Genomic DNA, 20,227 nt, shown 5'->3' on the forward strand with positions numbered 1-20,227 from the left:
GAAGAGTCGCCAGCGCGACCAAAAGAATAAAAGCACGCCTTTTCATATAGTTAGTTTGAGATTTTGTGATGTATTTGAACGTAATTAAGCCGTCCTTTCGTTTGCTCACTCTTTTGGCCGCGTCGTTGGTACTCGTGGGATGCGGTCAGGGTTCCGGGCCGGAGCCTGTCGCCGGCACGCCGCAGCCCCCTCAAACCGGTGTGCTCGTCGATGCGCCGGTGTCAGGCGTTGCGTGGTCCGCATCGGGTGGCGCGTCGGGTGTGACGACGACGGCGGGTGAATTTCAATACCTACCATTGGAAACCATCACGTTTTCAATCGGTGACATCATGCTCGGAAGCGTGGCGGGCGCGCCGTTTGTCACGGTGGTCGAACTCACCAACAGCGTGTCACCAACCCAGCAGGCCGCGGTCAACCAGCTGGTATTTTTGCAGAGTATCGACGAGGACGGCGATCTATCCAACGGTATCCAGGTTAGTGCCACTGCCACTGCAAACGCGGGTGGCGTGACGCTCGACTTCACTGCCGACGATTTTCCGATGCAAGTGGCCACAGTGGTCGAAACACTGATGGGTGCCGGCGCCGAAGTGCGCAGTGAGTCTGAAGCACTGAACCATTTCTATAATACGTATGCCGAGATGGGCGGCACGGACACCTTCGGCTTTTTGTTCCCAGGCTATCCACCGGTCGGTGGGGGCAACGACACGTTCGAATTAGTGTTTGCCGACGAGTTTGAGTCGGGTTCGGTGCCGGATCCGACGAAGTGGACGCTTGAAACAGGCTATGGCCCTAACAATGACGGTTGGGGTAATAATGAATGGCAGCTTTACACCACGTCGCCTGACAACGTGCGTGTCGAGGAAGGCAACCTGGTTATTCAGGCGCGCTGCGATACGCCCCCGTGTGGCTCGCGCGATGGCACAGTGACCTCCGGCAAGATCAACACCCTCAATAAATTCAATTTCCGCTACGGCAAAGTTCAGGCGCGTATCAAACCGCCTGTTGGCGTTGGCGCGTGGCCTGCGTTCTGGGCGCTCGGGGCTAATCATCCGGTCATCGGCTGGCCGCGCTCTGGCGAAATTGACTTTATGGAAATGCATAACGCGATTTCCAACAACCGCACGACACACTCCACCATTCATTGGTGCGACGAGACCATTCAAGCACCAGCGCAATGCACGTTCCCTGATGGTTGGCGTTTCGATTCGCAAACACGCGAGTTTGCCACGTCGCTGGGTGATGACTTCCATATTTGGGAAGCCGATTGGAACGAAGATCGCATCACCATGAGTATCGACGGCATTACCTACTTCACACGCAACATTCAGCCGTCGACGATGGAAGAATTTTTGCGTGAGTTTTATATGATTTTGAACGTTGCCATGGGGGGCACGTTAGGCAGCAACAGCCAGCCGCCAAGTGGACTGGAAACATGGCCACAGACGATGCTCGTCGATTATGTTCGCGTTTTCCAAAACGTAGGCGACTCGTCCGGTGGCAGTCAAGTCATCGACTTTGAAGAGGCGCCGGAAAACTATGACTTTGGTCCATCCGGTGGATTCGGTGGTGGTGCGGCTGCGGTGATACCCAATCCCGTGGCAGAGGGTATCAATACCAGTGCGCAAGTCGGTCGTATGCTCAAGTTTAACGGCGAACTGTTTGCTGGCAGTAAGCTGACGCTATCGTCACCGATTGCCGTGCCGTCCGGCAGTGCGTTCACGATGAAGGTGTGGTCGCCGCGCGAAGTCGATGTGCTGTTTAAACTCGAGGGAGAATCTGAAGCCGAGCGCGAGGTGACGCACACCGGCTCGGGTTGGGAAGAGTTGACCTTTGACTTTGGCTCGACGAGCCTGACCGCCGAAGCGATCACCTTGATTTTTGACAACGGCACCGCCGGTGATGCGGAAGGTGATCCCGATAACTGGACGTTCTATTTCGACGACATCACGTTTACACCGTCATCTGGTGGTGGTTCGCCGGGCGGTGATGCGACCTTCCCGATCGACTTCGAAGAGGCGCCCGAGAGCTACAACTTTGGTATCGACGGCGGCTTCGGTGGCGGCGCTGCAGCAGTCATTGATAATCCGGTTGCGGATGCGAATAACAACAGCGCGCAGGTAGCGCGCATGCTCAAGTTTAGCGGCGAAGTGTTTGCCGGTTCGCTACTGGAGTTACCCACGCCTCTAGATGTCGTGTCGGGCAGTTCGTTCACGATGAACGTGTGGTCCCCGCGCGAAGTGATGGTGCTCTTCAAGCTCGAAGGGGAGCAAGAAATTGAACTCAACGTGCCGCACGGTGGCACTGGCTGGGAAACGCTGACGTTCGATTTCGGTAGTTTTGCCGGAACAGCAGAAGGCATTACGTTCATTTTTGATCTGGGCGTGGTCGGTGATGCGACGGGCGATCCGGATAACTGGACATTCTACTTCGACGACATTGTTTATCTGCCTGGCGACGACGGCGGCGCAGGCGGTGGTGATACCGATGACTTTGGTGGCGATTTTGAAGCGCCCGCATCGACTTACGATTTCGGTCCTGATGGCGGCTTTGGCGGCGGTGCCGCGGAAGTGATTTCAAACCCGGTGCCGGGTGGAATCAACACCAGCGCCCAGGTCGTGCAGATGAGAAAGTTCATGGCGGACGATTTCGGTGGCGCCAAATGGAATCTGCCCACGCCGCTCGATGTGATGGCCGGCAGTACGTTCACGATGAAAGTGTGGTCGCCGCGAGCGGTCATGGTGCTGCTCAAACTTGAGGGGCCGACGGAAGCGGAAATTAATTTGCCGCACAGTGGCTCCGGATGGGAGCTGTTGACCTACGACTTCAGCGCCTTCTCGGGCATGGTAGAAGGCATAACCGTGATCTTCGATCTGGGTGTTGTCGGCGATGCGGGTGGCGACCCCGATAACTGGACATTCTACTACGACGACATCACGCTTATTCCGCCCGATGACGGCGGTGGAATGGGCGGTGGATTGGCACAGATCGATCTGCCGATCACGTTTGATGACGCGTCCGTCGATTACACCGTGACGGATTTTGGCTCGCCGGTGGCAAACATGACCACGATCGTGGTGGATCCGGAAAATGCCAGCAATATGGTTGCGTCGACAACCAAGCCGATGGGCACGCCCGTCTGGTCAGGGACAACGATGAGCACGACCGATGGGCTAGCGAGTGCGATTCCGTTTACCGCGAACGACACGACAATCGGTATGCGTGTGTACTCGCCGGCGGCCGGATTGCCGGTCCGTCTCAAGGCGGAAAATGTGGTCAGTGGTGTGATTGGTGTTGAAACCGAAGTGTTGACCACAGTGGCCAATCAGTGGGAGACACTGGTCTTTGATTTTGCCAATCCGGTCGCGGGCACGCCGGCCCTGGATTTGAATACGAGTTACCGTTCGCTTTCCGTGTTCTTTAACTTCGGCACCTCGGGTGATGACGCCGGTTCGCTCACCTTCCTGTGGGACGATGTTGAGTTTGGTGTGCAGCCAGCAGGCGATACAACCGCGCCGACGCTAACTGCTCTGACGATCGCATCAAACAATACAGCAGCCGATCAGGCGCAGTCCGGCAACACAGTGACATTGAGTATTACCTCCGATGAGCCCATCGGCGCACCGACTGTCACCATTGGCGGTGGTGCGGCAGATAGCGTCACTGGCGCCGACGCAAGTTGGATGGCCAGTCGGGTGCTGCCGGCAGGCACGGCACAAGGGCCGGTGGCGTTTACCGTTGACTACGCCGACCTGGCGGGCAACGCCGGTGTAACGGCTACGCAGGTGACTGATGCCAGTGCGGTCAACTTCGACTCGGTGGCGCCCACGGTTGCGATTACCGGGTTAGACGCCGCGCTCAATTCGCTCGACCCCGTGACGCTCACCTTTACCTTTAGCGAAGACGTCACCGGCTTTGACGCGTCGGACATTGTGGCGATTAATGCCACCGTGGCGAATGTAGCGAGTGTCGATCCGGCAACCTACACCGCGGACATTACGCCTGTGGCGCAGGGCGCATTGACAGTCAATGTGGCGGCGGGTGCTACCCAAGATGCCGCCGGTAACGACAGTGCTGCCGCGACCGAGGCCGCGAGCACCATCGACACGGTGGCGCCGTCGGTCAGCATCACCGGTCTTGCAGCCGATTTTGCGACGCTCGACCCGATTGCGCTGACCATCCAGTTCAGCGAGGCGGTCAATGGCTTTGATGTGACCGATATCGCTGTGACGAACGGTGTGGCGTCGAACTTTGTGCTGGTGGATGCCGCTAACTACACGGTTGACGTGACGCCGGATGGTGGTGGCGATCTCACTGTCGCTGTTACCGCGGGTGCGGCACAGGATGCGGCGGGCAATGGTAATCTCTTCGCCGATGCCGGGTCGTTGATCGATGGTGTTGCACCAACGGTATCGATTGATGGGGCGCCGACGGAGTTTACGTCGCTGACCGCCATTAGCTTGACGGTTCAGTTTAGCGAGGCCGTGAGCGGCTTCACGGCGGTGGATGTTCAGGCCACCAACGGAGCGGTCAACACGCTCACCGCGGTTGATGCCGATACGTACACCTTGGACGTCACGCCCACCGGCGTTGGCGACCTCCTCATCGATGTCGCGGCAAACGTGGCGCAGGATGGCGTAGGCAACGGCAACACGGCGGCGACGACGGTGACGATCACCAACAATCTCGATACCGATGCGCCGCTGTTGACCGCGATCAGTATTGCGTCGAACAACGCGGACACCGCGCTTGCGACGGTGGGCGATGTGGTCTCGATCACGATGACCGCGAACGAGAACATTACCGCGCCGACCGTCACGATCAACGGCGTTGCCGCCGATTCGGTAACGGGCGCAGACGACACGTGGAGTGCTACCCGCGTGATGACGGGCGGCGATGCGGAAGGCGTGGTGGCCTTCACCATCGACTTTGCGGACATCGATGGCAATGATGGTCCACAGTCGACGGTGACCACCGACGGATCGAGCGTGACCTTTGATCTGGCGCCGCCCACGCTGACTACCGTGAGTATGGTCTCCGACAATGCCGACACCACGCTGGCAAAAGCCGGCGACACCGTGACGATATCGATCACCGCCAGTGAAGACATCGCCGAACCCACCGTGACGATAGCCGGTTCGGCGGCTAGCGTGACAGGAAGCGGCGACACCTGGTCGGCATCGCGTGCACTGTTGGTCACTGATGTCGAAGGCGCGGTCGCCTTCACGATTGATTTTGTCGACGCCAACGGCGTGGCGGGTACACAGGTGAGTGCGACAACCGACGCGTCGTCGGTCGAGTTCGATCGTACCGCACCGACTCTGGCTATTACGGGGCTGGGCGCCAACTTCACTTCACTCGACCCGATCACGGCGACCTTTACTTTCTCTGAAGAGGTCAGCGGATTTGCGCTGGCGGATATCGACGTGACAAACGGTACGGCCGGCTCTTTCGCCACGACGGACGCGGCCACCTATACCGCTAGCATTACACCTACCGGGGGTGATCTGGTCGTGAGCGTGTCCGCCGACGCGGCAGCGGATGCGGCTGGGAACGGCAGCGCTGGCGCCACGGAAACCGTGCTCAGTCAGATTACGGAGTGGTCATTGGTGTGGTCCGATGATTTTGAATCGGGCGCGTTAGAAGGGGCCAATTGGACCGCGCGTACCGATGCGGATTGTCCGGCACCGTGCTCCGGTCAGCAGTCTTACGCGACGGCTAATGTGTCCGTAGCGGGCGGCGTGCTGAGCATCGAAGCGCAGCAAAATGCCGGGCCGTCTTATGTGTCTGGGTTTGTCGATTCTCGCGGTAAGCAGGAGCTGACCTACGGCCGCGTTGAGATCGATGCGCGTATGCCGGGCACGCCTGGTTCGGCACCCGCGCTGATGTTGCTTCCAGCCAGCGATACCTACGGTGCTTGGCCCCTGTCAGGCGAAATCGACATCGCGACCGCGCCGGACCTCGGTGGTGGTAATGCCGATGTCGAGCAGTCGCTGCACTATGGTCTGCCGGTGCCAGAAAACACGACAACGACCGGCACGTATACCTCACCCACCGCACCCGATACGGCGTTTATCACCTATGCCATCGAATGGGAGAAAGGTGAAGTGCGCTGGTTTGTGGACGATGTTCATGTGCTGACCCAAACGTCGGGCAACTGGTACACCTATGCCGAAGATGCGGATGGGGTCTTCGAAGTCGGCGCGGGGGCGGCCCCGTTCGATCATGCCTTCTACGTTGCGATTGGCTTTGGTGTGAATGACAACGCCGGCGGCGGCACCTTCCCGCTAACGCTTCAAGTGGATGAAGTACGTGTGTACGAATGCGCCAACCCGACTGATCCAATGGCCGGCACCGGATGCAGTACGGGCGATCCGGGTGTCACACCCGTGGTAGCACCGAATGCCCCCGCGACCGCCATGCTGGAGGTGTACACGGATGCACCGGCGACGGTATCGCTCGATGGGGTCGATAACACCCTGGTCCCCGCTTCCTCAGGCGGCGTAACGGCCAGCGACACCAATGTCGATGATGGTGGCAACACGATTTGGCGCGTGAATGTGAGCGGTTCGGGCTCAGTCTCGATGAACTCGCAGGACTTTAGCGCCGATCCGCTAGTGGAATCGGGTTTCAACCTCAGTGGCGCTGATGCAGCCGGTGAACTGATTTTCGACATGCGCGTGAACTCGGCCACGGTCGGCACCACGCTTGCTGCGCGCCTAGACAGCGGTAGCGGTAATGGTGGCTCAGTGGCGATACCGTTACCCGGGGACACCAACTGGAATACCTACTCGGCCAAAATCGCCGATATGCTCGGTAACCAGACCGGCACCGGTTTGAATTTAGAGCAGGTCATCGCCTTGTTTGGTTTGGATGTGGCGAGCGGCACGGCAGAGATTGACGTGGACAATATTCGCGTGAAGGTGGCTTGTCGGGACGCGGGTACCTGTGATCCGGCGGCACTACCCACCGATGTGTTCTATGCGCAGGATTTTGAGGCCATGACGCCAGCACAGAACGCCGTGCCAAACGACTTGAGCGAAGATGGCTGGTTGGTCGGTGCGAACGTCTTTGATCCAGGCGGTACCTTCCTGTTCAACTACTTCTCATTCCCATCGCCAAACGGTGGCGCAGCGTTCTCGGCTGTCGTTGACGGCCAGGGCGGCGCGCCGCAAGGGCTCAACTCAATGTCGGTCTATAACGACTACAACAATACGGGCGCTCATGATGTGGGTAACCGGGTTGAAGCCAACGTGTTCCAGGAATTCACGATTACTGCCGATGATGTCGGCAAGACGTTCTATTTCAGTTTCGATGCCAAACGCGGCAATATTAATGACGCGACTGAGTGTGCGGCAACGACCAATCCGCCCTGCGACTCAACGGCCCAGGCGTTTCTGAAAGTGATTAATCCGTCTGCTGGTTTTTCTGAGACCACTAGCGATACGGAAGACACCACGAATCTGACCACCACCTGGGATCGCTACACGCTGGTGGTTGACGTGACGGATGCGAGCTTTATTGGCCAGCTTCTACAGTTTGGCTTTTTGAACAATGCATCAAACTACGAGCCATCGGGTGTGTTCTACGACAATCTGGAAGTAAGAACATCGCAGTAAACGCACGACAACACGCAATTTATTAACCTTTAATAACGAAAAGAGTAGTAGTTATGGCGTACAACAACGTCCTGTCTGGGGGTAAGACGATTGTCGCTCTGGCACTTGCTTTGGTGAGCTTGATGGTCGCCAGCAACGCCGCGGCGCAGGCCGATCGGGTCACCACCTACAAAGACGATCAGGGCTGGAAGCTTCAGGTCAATGGTGAAGACTTCTACATTAAGGGGATCGTGTGGGGCTATACGCCACGCAACGAAAACTACTCGTATAATTTGTGGGGGCATTCCGACGATCATATTCGAAAGGTGCTCGATTACGATTTTGGCCTCATGAAGGCAGCGGGCGTTAACGCGATTCGCTCGTTTTCCATGATTCCGCCAAAGTGGATCACGTACATCTACCGTGAGCACGGCATTATGACCGTGGTAAACCCATTAATGGGTCGCTATGGCTATTTAGTGGGTGGGCGCTGGATTCCGAATACGGACTACTCTGACCCACTCACGCGTGCCACGCTCAAAAAAGACATGCTCGAAATCGTCAATCAATACAAAGATGTGCCGGGCGTTCTGATGTTTGCCTTTGGTAATGAGAGCAATTACCAGCTCTCTTGGACGAGTTTTGAGATTGAAAACTTGCCGGAGGGCGAACGCAACACAGAAAAGGCGCGCTACTTGTATAGCTTGTTTAACGAGGTGATGAAGGCGGGTAAAGAGATCGCACCGAATCACCCATTCACCATTGTTAATGGTGATATCCAGTACATCGATCTGATTGCTGAATACTGCGTAGACATGGATCTGCTTGGCAGTAACGTGTATCGCGGCGTGAGTTTCACCGATTTGTGGGCGCGCGTCGACGAGAAGCTCGACGTGCCCGTCGTGTTTTTTGAGTTTGGTAGTGACGCGTTTAACGCGCGCGAGTTTCAAGAAGACCAATATGCTCAGGCATCTGTGCTGCAGCAGCAGTGGCAGGAGATGTACAACAAGAGCTACGGCAATGGCGAAGAGGGCAATGCAATCGGCGGCTTCGTGTTCGAATGGCGTGACGAATGGTGGAAGTACTTGCAGACCGAAAACCTCGATGTGCAAGATAACAATGCCTCGTGGTCGAACCAGGCTTACTTGTTCGATTGGGCAGAAGGCAAGAACAACATGAACGAAGAGTGGTTCGGTATTACCGCTCTGGGTACGCGCAACAGCGATGGTGTCTACACCGCGCGACCGCGTATGGCCTACGATGTGCTCAAAGAGATTTGGGCGCTGGATCCGTACAATCTTAAGAAAAGTTCATTTAATCAGTCGATACGCGACATCAATATGGACTACCTCGAACTCAAGGGCGAGGTGCGACTGCTCAAGAGCGAATCGAAAGAACAAAAGCAGAAGCTGCAGTTCACCGGCGGCAGTCTGATTGGAGAGCTGGTGCTTAAAGGCACTGAACAGGACATTAGCCTTAATGGCGAGAACGGCACCGAGTTCGAAGATGGGCAGATGATCTTCCTGGACTTTGGTCTGCAGCCAACCGACAACATTGAAGGCCAGTTCACGCTGAACATACTGGGCAATGTGGCGGACAAAGAGCCCCTAGAAATTCAGTATGGTCGTCGAGGCTTGCCGCTGGTGTTGCGTGGCCTGCAGCAAATTGGCGAGGAGTTTGAGACGCGCGATATTACCTTCAATGATCGCGAACGCATCGAGATCTACGACTTTAGCGCCACGTATCAAGGCGAAAATTTCGATGTCGAGGCGTTTTACCACGTGCCGCGATTCCATTGGGGTTACAAAGGCGATTTCTATGGCCTGCTTTGGGAAACCACGGACATGGAGGGGCAGGACATCTGGAACTCGAAGGCCCCTGAAGGGATTGAGTTCATCGGAAAGAACCAGTTCGAGGGATTGACGATTCTGGCCGGGCCCGAGGTCTACTGGGGCGCCAACCCCAAGATTATGCTCAAGTATGATCGTAAATTCGGCAAAACCGACATGACTTTCATACACTCTGAAGACATTGCGCGGCAGGGTGAGTCTTCATCGGCGACGGCGGCGACCCTTCGCCAGTCGCGTCAGACTACGGTTTATGCCAAACGTCCGCTCACCGACGGGATGACGCTGGAACTCGGTGCCATTGTGTCCAGCACCGAAGAAATCGATGAAGAGTTTTCGCGCGTGGTGGGTACGGAAATTATTCGCGATCAAATCGATTTTGAAGACACGCTCGGTGTAAAAGCCAAACTGTCGTTCCCGCTGTTCGGTTCGTTGGCGTACATCGGCGCCAACTACGGTGGTTTGGTGGCGGACGGCGGGCAGCCGCTTCGCGAGCTTGGCACACAACTTCCGTATTCGTCACAAGGCAACAAGCAGGAATACGAAGCCGGTGTGATGATGAATTTCGGCTACTGGATGGTGTTCCCGCGTATTCTCTATCGCGATAACTTAGTGCACGCCAACCCTATACTCGAGTCTTCGGTGAGCCCATTGGGTGTACTCAACCCCGGCATCACGCCGCGAGATACCGATAGCGATCCGTTCGCCGTGTTGGACGCGCGCGAGGCACGCTCGGCCGAGTTGATGATCACCTATGACCCAACTGGTGCGACGCCGTTTTACGATTGGGATAACGATCTTCGCGAGGACGCACCGTTTGCATTCAATATTGGTCTGAACTATACGAATTACCCGACACCAACTGATGCGAGCCTGTTCTTCTTTGAGCCGGCCAGTATCAACGCCTCGTTTGGGGTTGGACTGCCGGCGGAGGAAGTGTGGTCGGTACGAAGTCGCATGGTGTTTAACCCCAACAGCCGAATGAAATACATCGCCAACTTTATGACCGGTAAACAGCAGTCGACCGGCGACCCTAATGGCGGCACCCGTGAGTTTTGGGAGCTCAGTGGCAAAGCGGTGATTGGTGGTAAACACATAATCTCGGGCTACTTCAAAAAAGACGCGTTCGGTCCTTATGACTTCCATCGCCAGTTCAATGTCACGTTCCCGGAGCAATACAATATTGATTACTCGGTGATATTGGATGGCAGTGGTGACCAGTTCGGTTCAACGGTCGGCAATGCAACCAAGGTGGGCATTCGCGCGCTGTACCGTACGAATGATGAGAACTCACCGCTGGACGAGTTTTTGGATGGTGAAAACGACTACATTTTTCAAACCGTGTTCTACTTTAACTATCTGTTTTAACGGGTGGTTGACCAGCACGTAGAGGGTCGGTGCCGAGTAATGTGTTGAGCACAGCACCGCAAAGAAGTAAACAACTTGTTGCAAGCGCACACAATCCGCAGATAGCGATAACGGCTGAGTGCGATATTTAGGAACTATTATCATGAGTCATCAAACCTCTAACACATGGCGCGTCCGCACAGCCGGCATGGTGTTCGCCGCGACAGCGCTGCTTGTCTTAAGCGGTTGCAACGAACTGGAGCGTGATGAAAGTGACGGCGAAGTCGTTACCGAAATCGTGCTGCCAACCGATACCTTGCTTAATCTTTCGTGCGCCGATATGGGTATCTATATTGAAACGTGCGTGCTCGAGGATCCGGACAATCCTTTCCGCGATGCGCTTATTCGTGAGTTTGATGTCAACAACTCTGAGGCGGAAACCAAATTTGATTTGGTTAACCAAATTCCGGCTGGTCCCAACTATGCGAAAGCGCGCGTTTATTTTTGGTCGACCGCACTGGCGCGACGTGCCTCAGGGGAAAATCAGTGGTTTACGGCCCGCGCGCTGCACGAGTTGTTTAACGTCAATGGCGACCCGATCATCCAACAACAAGCTCTGCGAGCGTATCGCTCGGTACTCGATAACTTTTTTGGTTCAGTGGTGTTTTTCGAGTGCTGTGCCAATGTCAATCCGAGTGGCAATCCCGTGCCATTTTCCATTCCGCTCAACGAGCTCGCGGCGGATGACATCTACCGCACGGCCGCGACTGGTTTTGCGCGATTGATTCCAGGGGATCCGCTGCTCGCGCTGTCAGCATTGTCTGAGTGGGGTTACTCGTATCAACCGGCTACACCGCCCAATTTTGATAACGGTGTCGTCAGTATTAACGGTGGCTAGCAACCCATTCAACAACGCACAGCCATCCTACCCAACGCGTTGCGCCACACTGTCTAGGCGTTGGGGTCTCTTCAGCATATTGGCCGGTGTGTTGATCCATGCGTGTGATTTGCCCAAGTCGATTGTCCGACGACAACGACTGGTTCGTGATGGGATTGTCCGCGCGGCCATCGCGTTGCTCGGATTTGCAATTACGTCTCCGGTCCTCGCTGAGCCAATTCCTGTCACACTCACGAAAACGGACAGTGGCTGGCAGCTCCTGAGGGGCGGCGAGCCATACGTAATTCGTGGCGCGGGGGGCACCGGCCCGATGGCGCAACTCGCGGCCACGGGCGCAAACTCTATTCGGACTTGGGGCGTAGAAGGCGCGGATGCCATTCTTGATGAGGCCCACGCGCTTGGACTGACCGTCACGATCGGCATCTGGCTCGGTCACGAGCGTCATGGCTTTGACTATGGCGATGAAGCGCAGGTGGCCGAGCAAATGGCACGGGCCAAAGCGGCTGTGCTCGCCCACAAAGACCATCCGGCATTGCTTATGTGGGGCATTGGCAATGAAATGGAGGGCTTTGGTGACGGCAATGATCCGACGATCTGGAAAGCGGTGAACGATATCGCGGCAATGGTCAAAGAACTGGATCCGCATCACCCCACTATGACCGTGACTGCCGAGATTGGCGGTGATCGAGTTGAGTGGCTGCACCGGCGCAGTCCGGCGATCGATGTGCATGGCATTAACTCCTACGGCGGCGCGCCCTCCTTGCCCAAGCGCTTGGCCGAGGCGGGCGCCACAAAGCCGTATGTCCTGACCGAATTTGGCACCGTCGGCTCGTGGGAATCGGGTAAGACCGCGTGGGGTTCGCCCTACGAGCAAACCAGCACCGAAAAGGCGGCGTTTTTTAAACTCAGCTATGAATCCGCCGTGCTTGAGCAACCGGGCAAAGCACTTGGCGCGTATGTCTTTACCTGGGGTTTCAAAATGGAGGGCACCGCGACATGGCTGGGCTTACTTTTGCCCGATGGTTCAACGATTGCCACAGTCGACGCCATGACCGAATACTGGACTGGTGAACCACCGGCCAATCGTTCTCCGGTGGTGACGCCTCTGCGCATCGACGGACCTGATCAGGTGAAACCGGGCGCGTTGATCTCCGTATCCACCGACGTGTCCGATCCAGAATCCAAGTCGCTGACCGCCCGATGGACGTTGAGGCCCGAGTCCAGCGAAATGTTGACGGGCGGTGATTTTCGCCGCGATCTGCCCGATATACCCGAAGCGATTGTTGAGGCAACCCTCGATGACGTGCGACTGCGCATGCCGCCTGAACCTGGCGCGTATCGTCTCTTCTACTACGTCAATGATGGAGCGGGAAAAGCGGCGACTGCCAGCCTGCCGATTCTCGTGATGGGCACGCCGCGTCCCCGTCTGCCAATCGACGTTTATACCGACGGGCTTGAGGCGATGCCCTGGGCGCCGGCTGGCTGGATGGGTAACGTCGATGACTTGACCCTCGACGGGGATTATCGAGCTAGCGTCCATCGTGGTGATCGCAGTGTGCGTCTGCATTACACTGGCACCTTTAACTGGGTAGGCGTGGCCTGGCAGCACCCGCCCAACAACTGGGGTGATCAAGAAGGTGGCTTCGACGTGACCGGCGCGCGCGCGCTGGAAGTCTGGGCGCGCGGTGAATACGGCGGGGAAAAGGTCACCTTTGGCGTTGGAATTATCGGTAACGACAAGCCTTTCGCCGATTCGGCAATCGTCAAAGGCAAAGCGGTCGAGCTGACCGATTCTTGGACACGCTACACCGTGCCGCTAAGTCGCAAAGATCTCAGCAGTATCAAAACGGCGTTTGTGATTACGATTAGTGGCCGCCGCACACCGGTAACCGTGTATCTCGACGACGTTCGTTTCGTAAAATAAGCCCATAATCGGCGTCACAAAAGTGACATAAAACGATCACACTCTCGTCATATCGGTGTGGTCTCCTACAATTATCTTCCTGATTGTACGAGATGCGATGCCGTTTGCCAGTATAGTTCTTGCGGATTCTAATCCAACGATTGCCGAAGCGGCGATTCGAAAACTAGCCATTTCGGGTCATTCGGTAAGACGCGCAGAAAACGCGTGCGGCGCTATGTCGCTGCTGCGCGACAGCAAGAGCGAACTCATTATTGTTGATTTCAATCTTCCCGACGTTGTCGGATTGGATCTGCTGCGCGAAATCAAAAATGACCCCCGACTTCATAGTGTACGCGTGCTGATGACTTCACCGAATGGTCATCGAGATGCCGTCGAAGCACTTGAGGCAGGGGCCGATGATTATTTGCCTAAGCCTTATAGCCTCGATGAATTGAATGCACGCGTGGCCACAGCATTGCGCCGGCCGCCGGTTAGTCGCGTTATTGAGACAACAGAACGAGTGGGTTCAATTTTAGTGGATGATGTGAGTTGTCAAGTCACCGCCAATGGTTCCCCAGTAGATCTTTCGCCGCTCGAGTACCGCTTGTTGAGTTTCTTGATTAGAAATCCCGGGCGTATGTTCACACGAGGTCAGTTAATCAGCAACGTCTGGCATGACGTCGAGTGTGTACACGCTCGCACTGTTGATGTAAATGTGCGGCGCCTACGTAGTCGTCTTGCTGAACAGGGTTGCGACCGTTACATACAGACCGTGCGTGGAAAAGGGTACCGGCTTCAAGCGCAGTACAGCTAGTCGTTGAATTTACAACAATTAGTTTTTTGAAATAAAACTTTAACATTCGTGAAACGGCTTTGTCACACAAGCCGTAGAACATGCCAGCCGAAATGCAGGTGTTCTCGTGTCAAGTGAAAAGGATCTTCCGCGCCTGTTAACAGTAATTTTTTGGAGTGTAAGAAAATGATTTTTAAGCGCGCTCTCGCGATTTCGCTGGCCTGTGTACTCGTTGGTTGTGGGGGAGGAGACATCAATATAGAGCCTCGAACCACGGTGGAGAACAGCAACAACACTACCAACACGGGCGCTACTAACCCAAATGCCAATGCTAACGATGTATGTGCTTCGTATACGAATTCAGGGGGCCAAGTCATCGAGGGCGTGTTTGATGGCACCAACTGTAACTATAGCCCTTCGTTTGTCGATGCCGGCAACAACCTAACTGTGGATATGACCATTCCAGCGCTTGATAACGGCGGCGCACATATCTTCGAGGGTAGTCTCTTCGTCGGCGAAACGTACGACAATGATTCTGACATGATGGTGGCAGGCATTTCAGAAGGTGGAGATGGCCCTGTTTTGACGGTTGAGGCGGGTGCGACGGTTGCCTTTCAGTCCAGCTCTGACTTCATGATCATTAACCGTGGATCTCAGTTGTTTGCGGTTGGCACTGCCGATCAACCGATCACTTTCACCTCGGTGTCGGATGTTACCGGCACGTTGCCAAGCTTCGACGCTGTGCAGCAGTGGGGTGGCATGGTGATCAATGGTTTCGGCGTGACGAACAAATGCGACTATACGGGCTCAAGAGCGGGCGGCGATCTCGCCACCACGGACTGTCATGTCGATGCAGAGGGCGCCGCGGGACTCGATGAGTCGCAATACGGTGGCGATAATGACGATGATAGCTCGGGACGCCTGGAGTACGTTGTCATCAAGCACACGGGTGCAACGGTTGGCAACGGCGATGAACTTAACGGCATTTCATTTGGCGGAGTGGGCCGCAACACGATCGTCGAGAATTTACAAGTTTACTCTACGTTTGACGATGGCATCGAAATGTTCGGCGGTGCGGTCAGTTTCAAGAATTTTGCTGCGCTATATGTTCGTGATGATTCAATTGACATTGACGAAGGCTGGTCCGGGTCGATTGAAAATGCGTTGGTGATTCAGGCCGGTGGTATTGGTAACCATTGCATCGAAGCGGATGGGATTGGCTCATTTAGTGGACTCACTGCGGTCGAAGTCGAAGCGGTAATCGCTCAAGGAATCAACTCTCGGGCCACAATTAGCAACCTCACGTGTATTATTTCTCCGAGCGAAGCTCAGGGTGATTTTGATCCCGGCGCGGGCTGGCGCCTACGCGAAGGTCTCTTCGCAGATATTTCCGATTCGATGGTCATTACGTCGTTCGGCGTCGATTCAGCCGACAATAATTACTGCCTGCGCATCGACAATCGCTCTCAACAAGCTGCTCAGGATGGTGACTTGACCATTTCATCATCCGTGTTTGCCTGTGAAGAGCGAACCAATGGTGGATCCTTGCCGAATGGAACCTCGGTCGAGCAATTCGCGATAGACAGCGGTAATACATTTGCCACGCTCGCTGGGCAGACTAACCCCACCGCAGCAAATGATTCGGATCTTCAGCTCTTGGAAGGCGCTCCTCCCATTTACTCCATCGACTACGCCACCATGAGTGTGGACGGCATGATGCTACCAGGTGCACCACAAGACGGCGCCTACATCGGTGGGCTTAGCTTAGGTGATGTGAACTGGGCGGCTGACTGGACATTCGGCATCTTTGATGGCGCTCGATCTGAGTCTCTTTGGATCGAATAGGTTAGGGAAAGTAATAGAGCAGTAACAATGGCGCTCTCAGATTCTGGGAGCGCCATTGGTTGTTAACAACGGCAGCCGCACGCTGTCCATTGATTGCAGAGAGAATTTATGAAACTTCGATACACCCTTTTGCCGATTGCGATAGCGGGCGCGGTGCTGGTTCAAGCGCAAGAAGCGGCAGACGATTCAATTCAGCCTCCGGTCCCGGAGATTGCCGCTCCTGAGGTTGCGGATGTAATCGAAGAAGTGATCGTGATGGGTCGAGCCCGAAGTAGTTTCGAGCAATTGGTCGACGAGCGACTTCAGGATGAGGCGTCGGTAGATGTGCTGGGTGCAGAGTCTATAGGGCGTCTTGGGGACTCTACTGTATCGGCGGCTCTAGTGAGAGTGCCGGGCATCGCGCTCGTGAACAATAAGTTCGTTTATATTCGAGGTTTAGGTGAGCGCTATTCAACCAGCTACTTGAATGGCGCTACGATTCCTTCCCCCGATCTGACTCGAAACGTGATTCCCCTTGATATTTTCCCGACGTCGATTGTTGATTCGCTGCGCGTACAAAAGTCCTGGTCCGCCGATCAGTCAGCTAACTTTGGCGGTGGTAGCGTCGATGTGCGAACCAAAGGAATTCCCGACGGGCCAGTTTTCCAGTTTGAAATCGGAAGCGGCACCAGCACCGAGAATAGCGGTGATGCACTGAGCTACGAAGGTGGAAGCGATGACGACTTTGGCACGGACGATGGTAGTCGAGCGTTGTCGCCCGAATTGCTCAATCAAATTAATCGATTCCAGGGTAACGTCGACGTTCAGAGTATTTTGAATACGTTGCGTCGCGAAGGCAATGTCAATGCAACGGTTGCTGATGCTCAGCGAGTTAATCGTGAACTGGGCTTGCTACTCAATCGTGAGATTGGCATTCAAAGCGAGAACATCCATCCCGACATTGGGCTTAAAGTAAATGCGGGTAACAACTTTATTCTCGACGAAAACTGGGAGGCTGGTGTGTTAGCGGGAGCTGCCTATGAATCGCAGTGGCGAAACACCGAAGCGACTAGCCGCAACTTCAATTTCCCGGATGAGCAACTTGATCACGAACGGGAGTCTACGCGGTCGATTAATATAACTGGCACGCTAGCTGCTGGGCTGCGCTTTGGCGAAGATCATGCGATCAGTACAACGTCGTTGTTTATTCGAAACACCGATGATGAAACGGCCATTAATACTTTCTTCAATGAAAATCGACAAGTTACCGATGGTTTCGGTTTTCAACGATATCGCTTTCAGTTTGAAGAAAGAGAGCTGACCGCACATAACATTAAGGGCGTGCACATTCTCGGAGACCAGACCCGCAACATGCTGCCGAGTTTCTTGCAGGGTGTCGCGGGCATGATTCCCGCTGAATCTCAGTTCGATTGGTTCTACTCCGATGCGGGAGCAGTAACGGATATTCCTAATCAGGTCAGTATTGCCGCGCAAGCCGAAACCGATCCCATTACCGGCGAGGTGATCAGCTCAGCTGTGGGCCTCAACGCGACGGCAGCGGACTATCGTTTCACCGAATTGGATGATGATGTGCGTAACTACGGATGGAACGTTACTCTCCCATTCGCACTCGAAAAATCGACTCTCGACGTAAAGTTTGGACTGGAGCATAGTCAAAAAGCGCGTATTTACCGCCAGAGTCAATTCAGTCTAGGCGCCCTGAGCGTGACGGATCCGGCCGTGCTTTCGGGCGAGTTAAATGATGTTTTTTCTGACGCCAATATTCTCAATTCCGGCAACGATTTCGTGTTCGATATTCAGGGTACAAATAACCAGAGTTATATCGCGGTAACGATGGTAGATGCTGTTTACGGCAAACTCGATTGGCAAATCGGAGACTCTTGGCGCGTGGTGGCAGGAGCACGATGGGAAGACTATCGTCAGGTTGCACTGGATTGGAATCCCTTTGGGTTCTCACTCGATAATCCGGTGTTAACGACCGATGTTGAGACGCTTGAAAACGGTGTTTTTCAAGATGATAGAGTGTATCCAGCGCTCGCCTTAACCTATTCGGGTAATCTCTGGGCGGAAACGTTTCAGGCGCGGCTGGGTTTTAGCCAAACGACAGTTCGCCCCGATCTTCGCGAAATCACAGACGCGAGCTACATTGATCCGATAACAGACGATTTAGTTGACGGCAACCCTGGCGTTGTTCCGTCCGATGTCGACAATATTGATTTGCGGTTCGAATGGTTTTTTAGTTCCGGTGATAACCTGACCGCGACGCTGTTTTATAAGTCTATCGATAATCCGATTGAGTTTTTCGAGTCGGCGGCGAGTGATACCACAACGGCGCGAGAAATTGTCAATGCCGAGTCGGCGACTATCCGTGGTATTGAATTAGAAGGTTTTAAAGATCTCAGCTTCCTGGGCGAGGCGTTTAGCCCATTTTTCTTGCAGGGCAATATTACGCTACAAGACAATGAGCTCGTCGCGGGTGAAGAAGCCGATGCGCCCACAAACCCCGTTAGGGGTCTGGCGGGTTCGTCTGATTACGTGGTGAATGCGTCTCTTGGCTATGATTCGCCAAACGGCAATCACAGTGCGTCACTCGCCTATAATGTTTTTGGTGAGCGACTGTATGTAGCAGGACGAAACGGTGCGCCTGATGGATTTGAGCAGCCGTTTCATTCATTGGATATGACGTACAGCTGGTACCCAACAGACCGCATCACGGTGAAGGCCAAAGCGCGGAATATTCTTGACGAAAGCATTGAGATTGAACGCGTCGGTGTCACGACCTTTGAGGAGCGCGTGGGGTCGTCGTTCAGCTTAAGCTTTCAATGGAGAATGTAGAAAGTTCTTGCTGTGAACGACAAGTGCTTGTGAGGGGCGTTATTCGCTCCATCGACAGGACGACTCGATGAGGAGAAATCGAGTTTCTCGCACCGCTGCTAGCTTGTCCGCTATCTGCTCGGTACTGGTCCGGTGGATTCACGAATCTTGAGCTCGGCGGGAATAATTTCATTACCGATTGAGACGGTGCCGGCACGCTTGTCCTGAATAAGGACCGAGGCTGCTCGGTCGGCCATCGCGGCGAGCGGTTGGCGAATGGTGGTGAGAGTGGGGTATAGCTGCTGACACAACGCAATGTCGTCACAGCCTGCAATCGACAGCTGCTCTGGGACCTTGATGCCATGGCGCAAAGCGGTTCGCAGCACGCCAGCAGCCATGTCGTCGTTGGCCGCGAAGATCGCGGTCGGCGGGTTGGACTTCGATAACAATCGCTCAGCGCAGCGCTCGCCCGAACCGATAGAATTATCGCCTTGTTCGAAAAATCGACCGGGAACAGTGAGCGCGAGTTCGTTGAGCGCATCCTTAAATCCTTGGCGGCGCTGCGCCACGGCCTTGTGACGTTTGTGACCAGCAATAAACGCGATGCGTGTATGACCCAATGACGCCAAGTAATGAGTCATTTGCGCACTCACTTCGCGATCATTTGTCGCGACAATGAATTCATCGGTGTTGTTGGTGCCGGGGGCAAGTCGTACAAACGCCGTGCCCGTATCCTGTATAGCGTTGACGACGCGTGGCATGTTGGACAACGGCGCTGCGATGATCATGCCGGCTGGCCGTACCTGCTCAATAAGTGCCTTAAGCTCTTCGTCGACTCGTCGGCTACGATAATTGCAAGGGTGGATTAAGAGCTCATACTGCGCGGCGCGACAGGCTCGAAGGCTGCCTTCCTGAAGACGGGTAATGTAGCCGGAGCTAGGGAGTTCAAAGGCGCTTGGGTCATCGTAGATGAGGCCAACAAAGCGCGAACGATGGCTGGCCAGATTGCGGGCCGATTGGTTCGGTGTGTAGTTTAACTGCTTTATGGCTGCCGCCACTTTCTCTTGTGTGGACGCTCGCACATTTGGTTCGCGATTGACCACTCTCGAAACAGTTTTGATCGATACGCCCGCCAGGCGGGCGACATCATCAATCGTGGTACTCGTACTTGATTTCATTTAAACG

At 55.0% G+C, this 20,227-nt stretch carries 8 protein-coding genes; 7 read left to right on the forward strand and 1 reads right to left on the reverse strand.

The window, feature by feature from the left end:
• Positions 1–68: 68 nt before the first annotated feature.
• The 7 genes from AAF465_02830 to AAF465_02860 all read left to right on the forward strand — a co-directional run bounded on the left by AAF465_02830 (position 69) and on the right by AAF465_02860 (position 19,063).
• Positions 69–7,616, forward strand: a complete 7,548-nt coding sequence (locus tag AAF465_02830; protein ID MEM7081642.1) for an Ig-like domain-containing protein — start codon at positions 69–71, stop codon at positions 7,614–7,616.
• A gap of 53 nt (positions 7,617–7,669) precedes the next feature.
• Positions 7,670–10,810, forward strand: a complete 3,141-nt coding sequence (locus AAF465_02835) for a hypothetical protein (protein ID MEM7081643.1) — start codon at positions 7,670–7,672, stop codon at positions 10,808–10,810.
• Positions 10,811–10,952: 142 nt separating this feature from the next.
• Positions 10,953–11,687 (forward strand): hypothetical protein, encoded by a 735-nt coding sequence (locus AAF465_02840; GenBank protein MEM7081644.1) that lies wholly within the window; start codon positions 10,953–10,955, stop codon positions 11,685–11,687.
• Between the two features lie 310 nt (positions 11,688–11,997).
• Positions 11,998–13,611, forward strand: coding sequence for a glycoside hydrolase family 2 TIM barrel-domain containing protein (locus AAF465_02845; protein MEM7081645.1), 1,614 nt, complete (start codon positions 11,998–12,000; stop codon positions 13,609–13,611).
• A gap of 97 nt (positions 13,612–13,708) precedes the next feature.
• Positions 13,709–14,404 carry a winged helix-turn-helix domain-containing protein gene (locus AAF465_02850; GenBank protein MEM7081646.1) on the forward strand — a complete coding sequence of 232 codons (696 nt, stop codon included), beginning with the start codon at positions 13,709–13,711 and terminating at the stop codon, positions 14,402–14,404.
• A gap of 165 nt (positions 14,405–14,569) precedes the next feature.
• On the forward strand, positions 14,570–16,228 hold the full coding sequence (locus AAF465_02855; protein ID MEM7081647.1) for a serine/threonine protein kinase: 1,659 nt from the start codon (positions 14,570–14,572) through the stop codon (positions 16,226–16,228).
• 108 nt (positions 16,229–16,336) lie between these two features.
• Positions 16,337–19,063 carry a TonB-dependent receptor gene (locus tag AAF465_02860; protein ID MEM7081648.1) on the forward strand — a complete coding sequence of 909 codons (2,727 nt, stop codon included), beginning with the start codon at positions 16,337–16,339 and terminating at the stop codon, positions 19,061–19,063.
• A gap of 110 nt (positions 19,064–19,173) precedes the next feature.
• Here AAF465_02860 and AAF465_02865 read toward each other — a convergent pair whose 3' ends face one another.
• Positions 19,174–20,220 (reverse strand): LacI family DNA-binding transcriptional regulator, encoded by a 1,047-nt coding sequence (locus AAF465_02865; GenBank protein MEM7081649.1) that lies wholly within the window; start codon positions 20,218–20,220, stop codon positions 19,174–19,176.
• Between the last annotated feature and the right edge of the window lie 7 nt (positions 20,221–20,227).

The organism is Pseudomonadota bacterium, from assembly GCA_039028935.1.
GTDB lineage: Bacteria > Pseudomonadota > Gammaproteobacteria > Steroidobacterales > SZUA-146 > SZUA-146.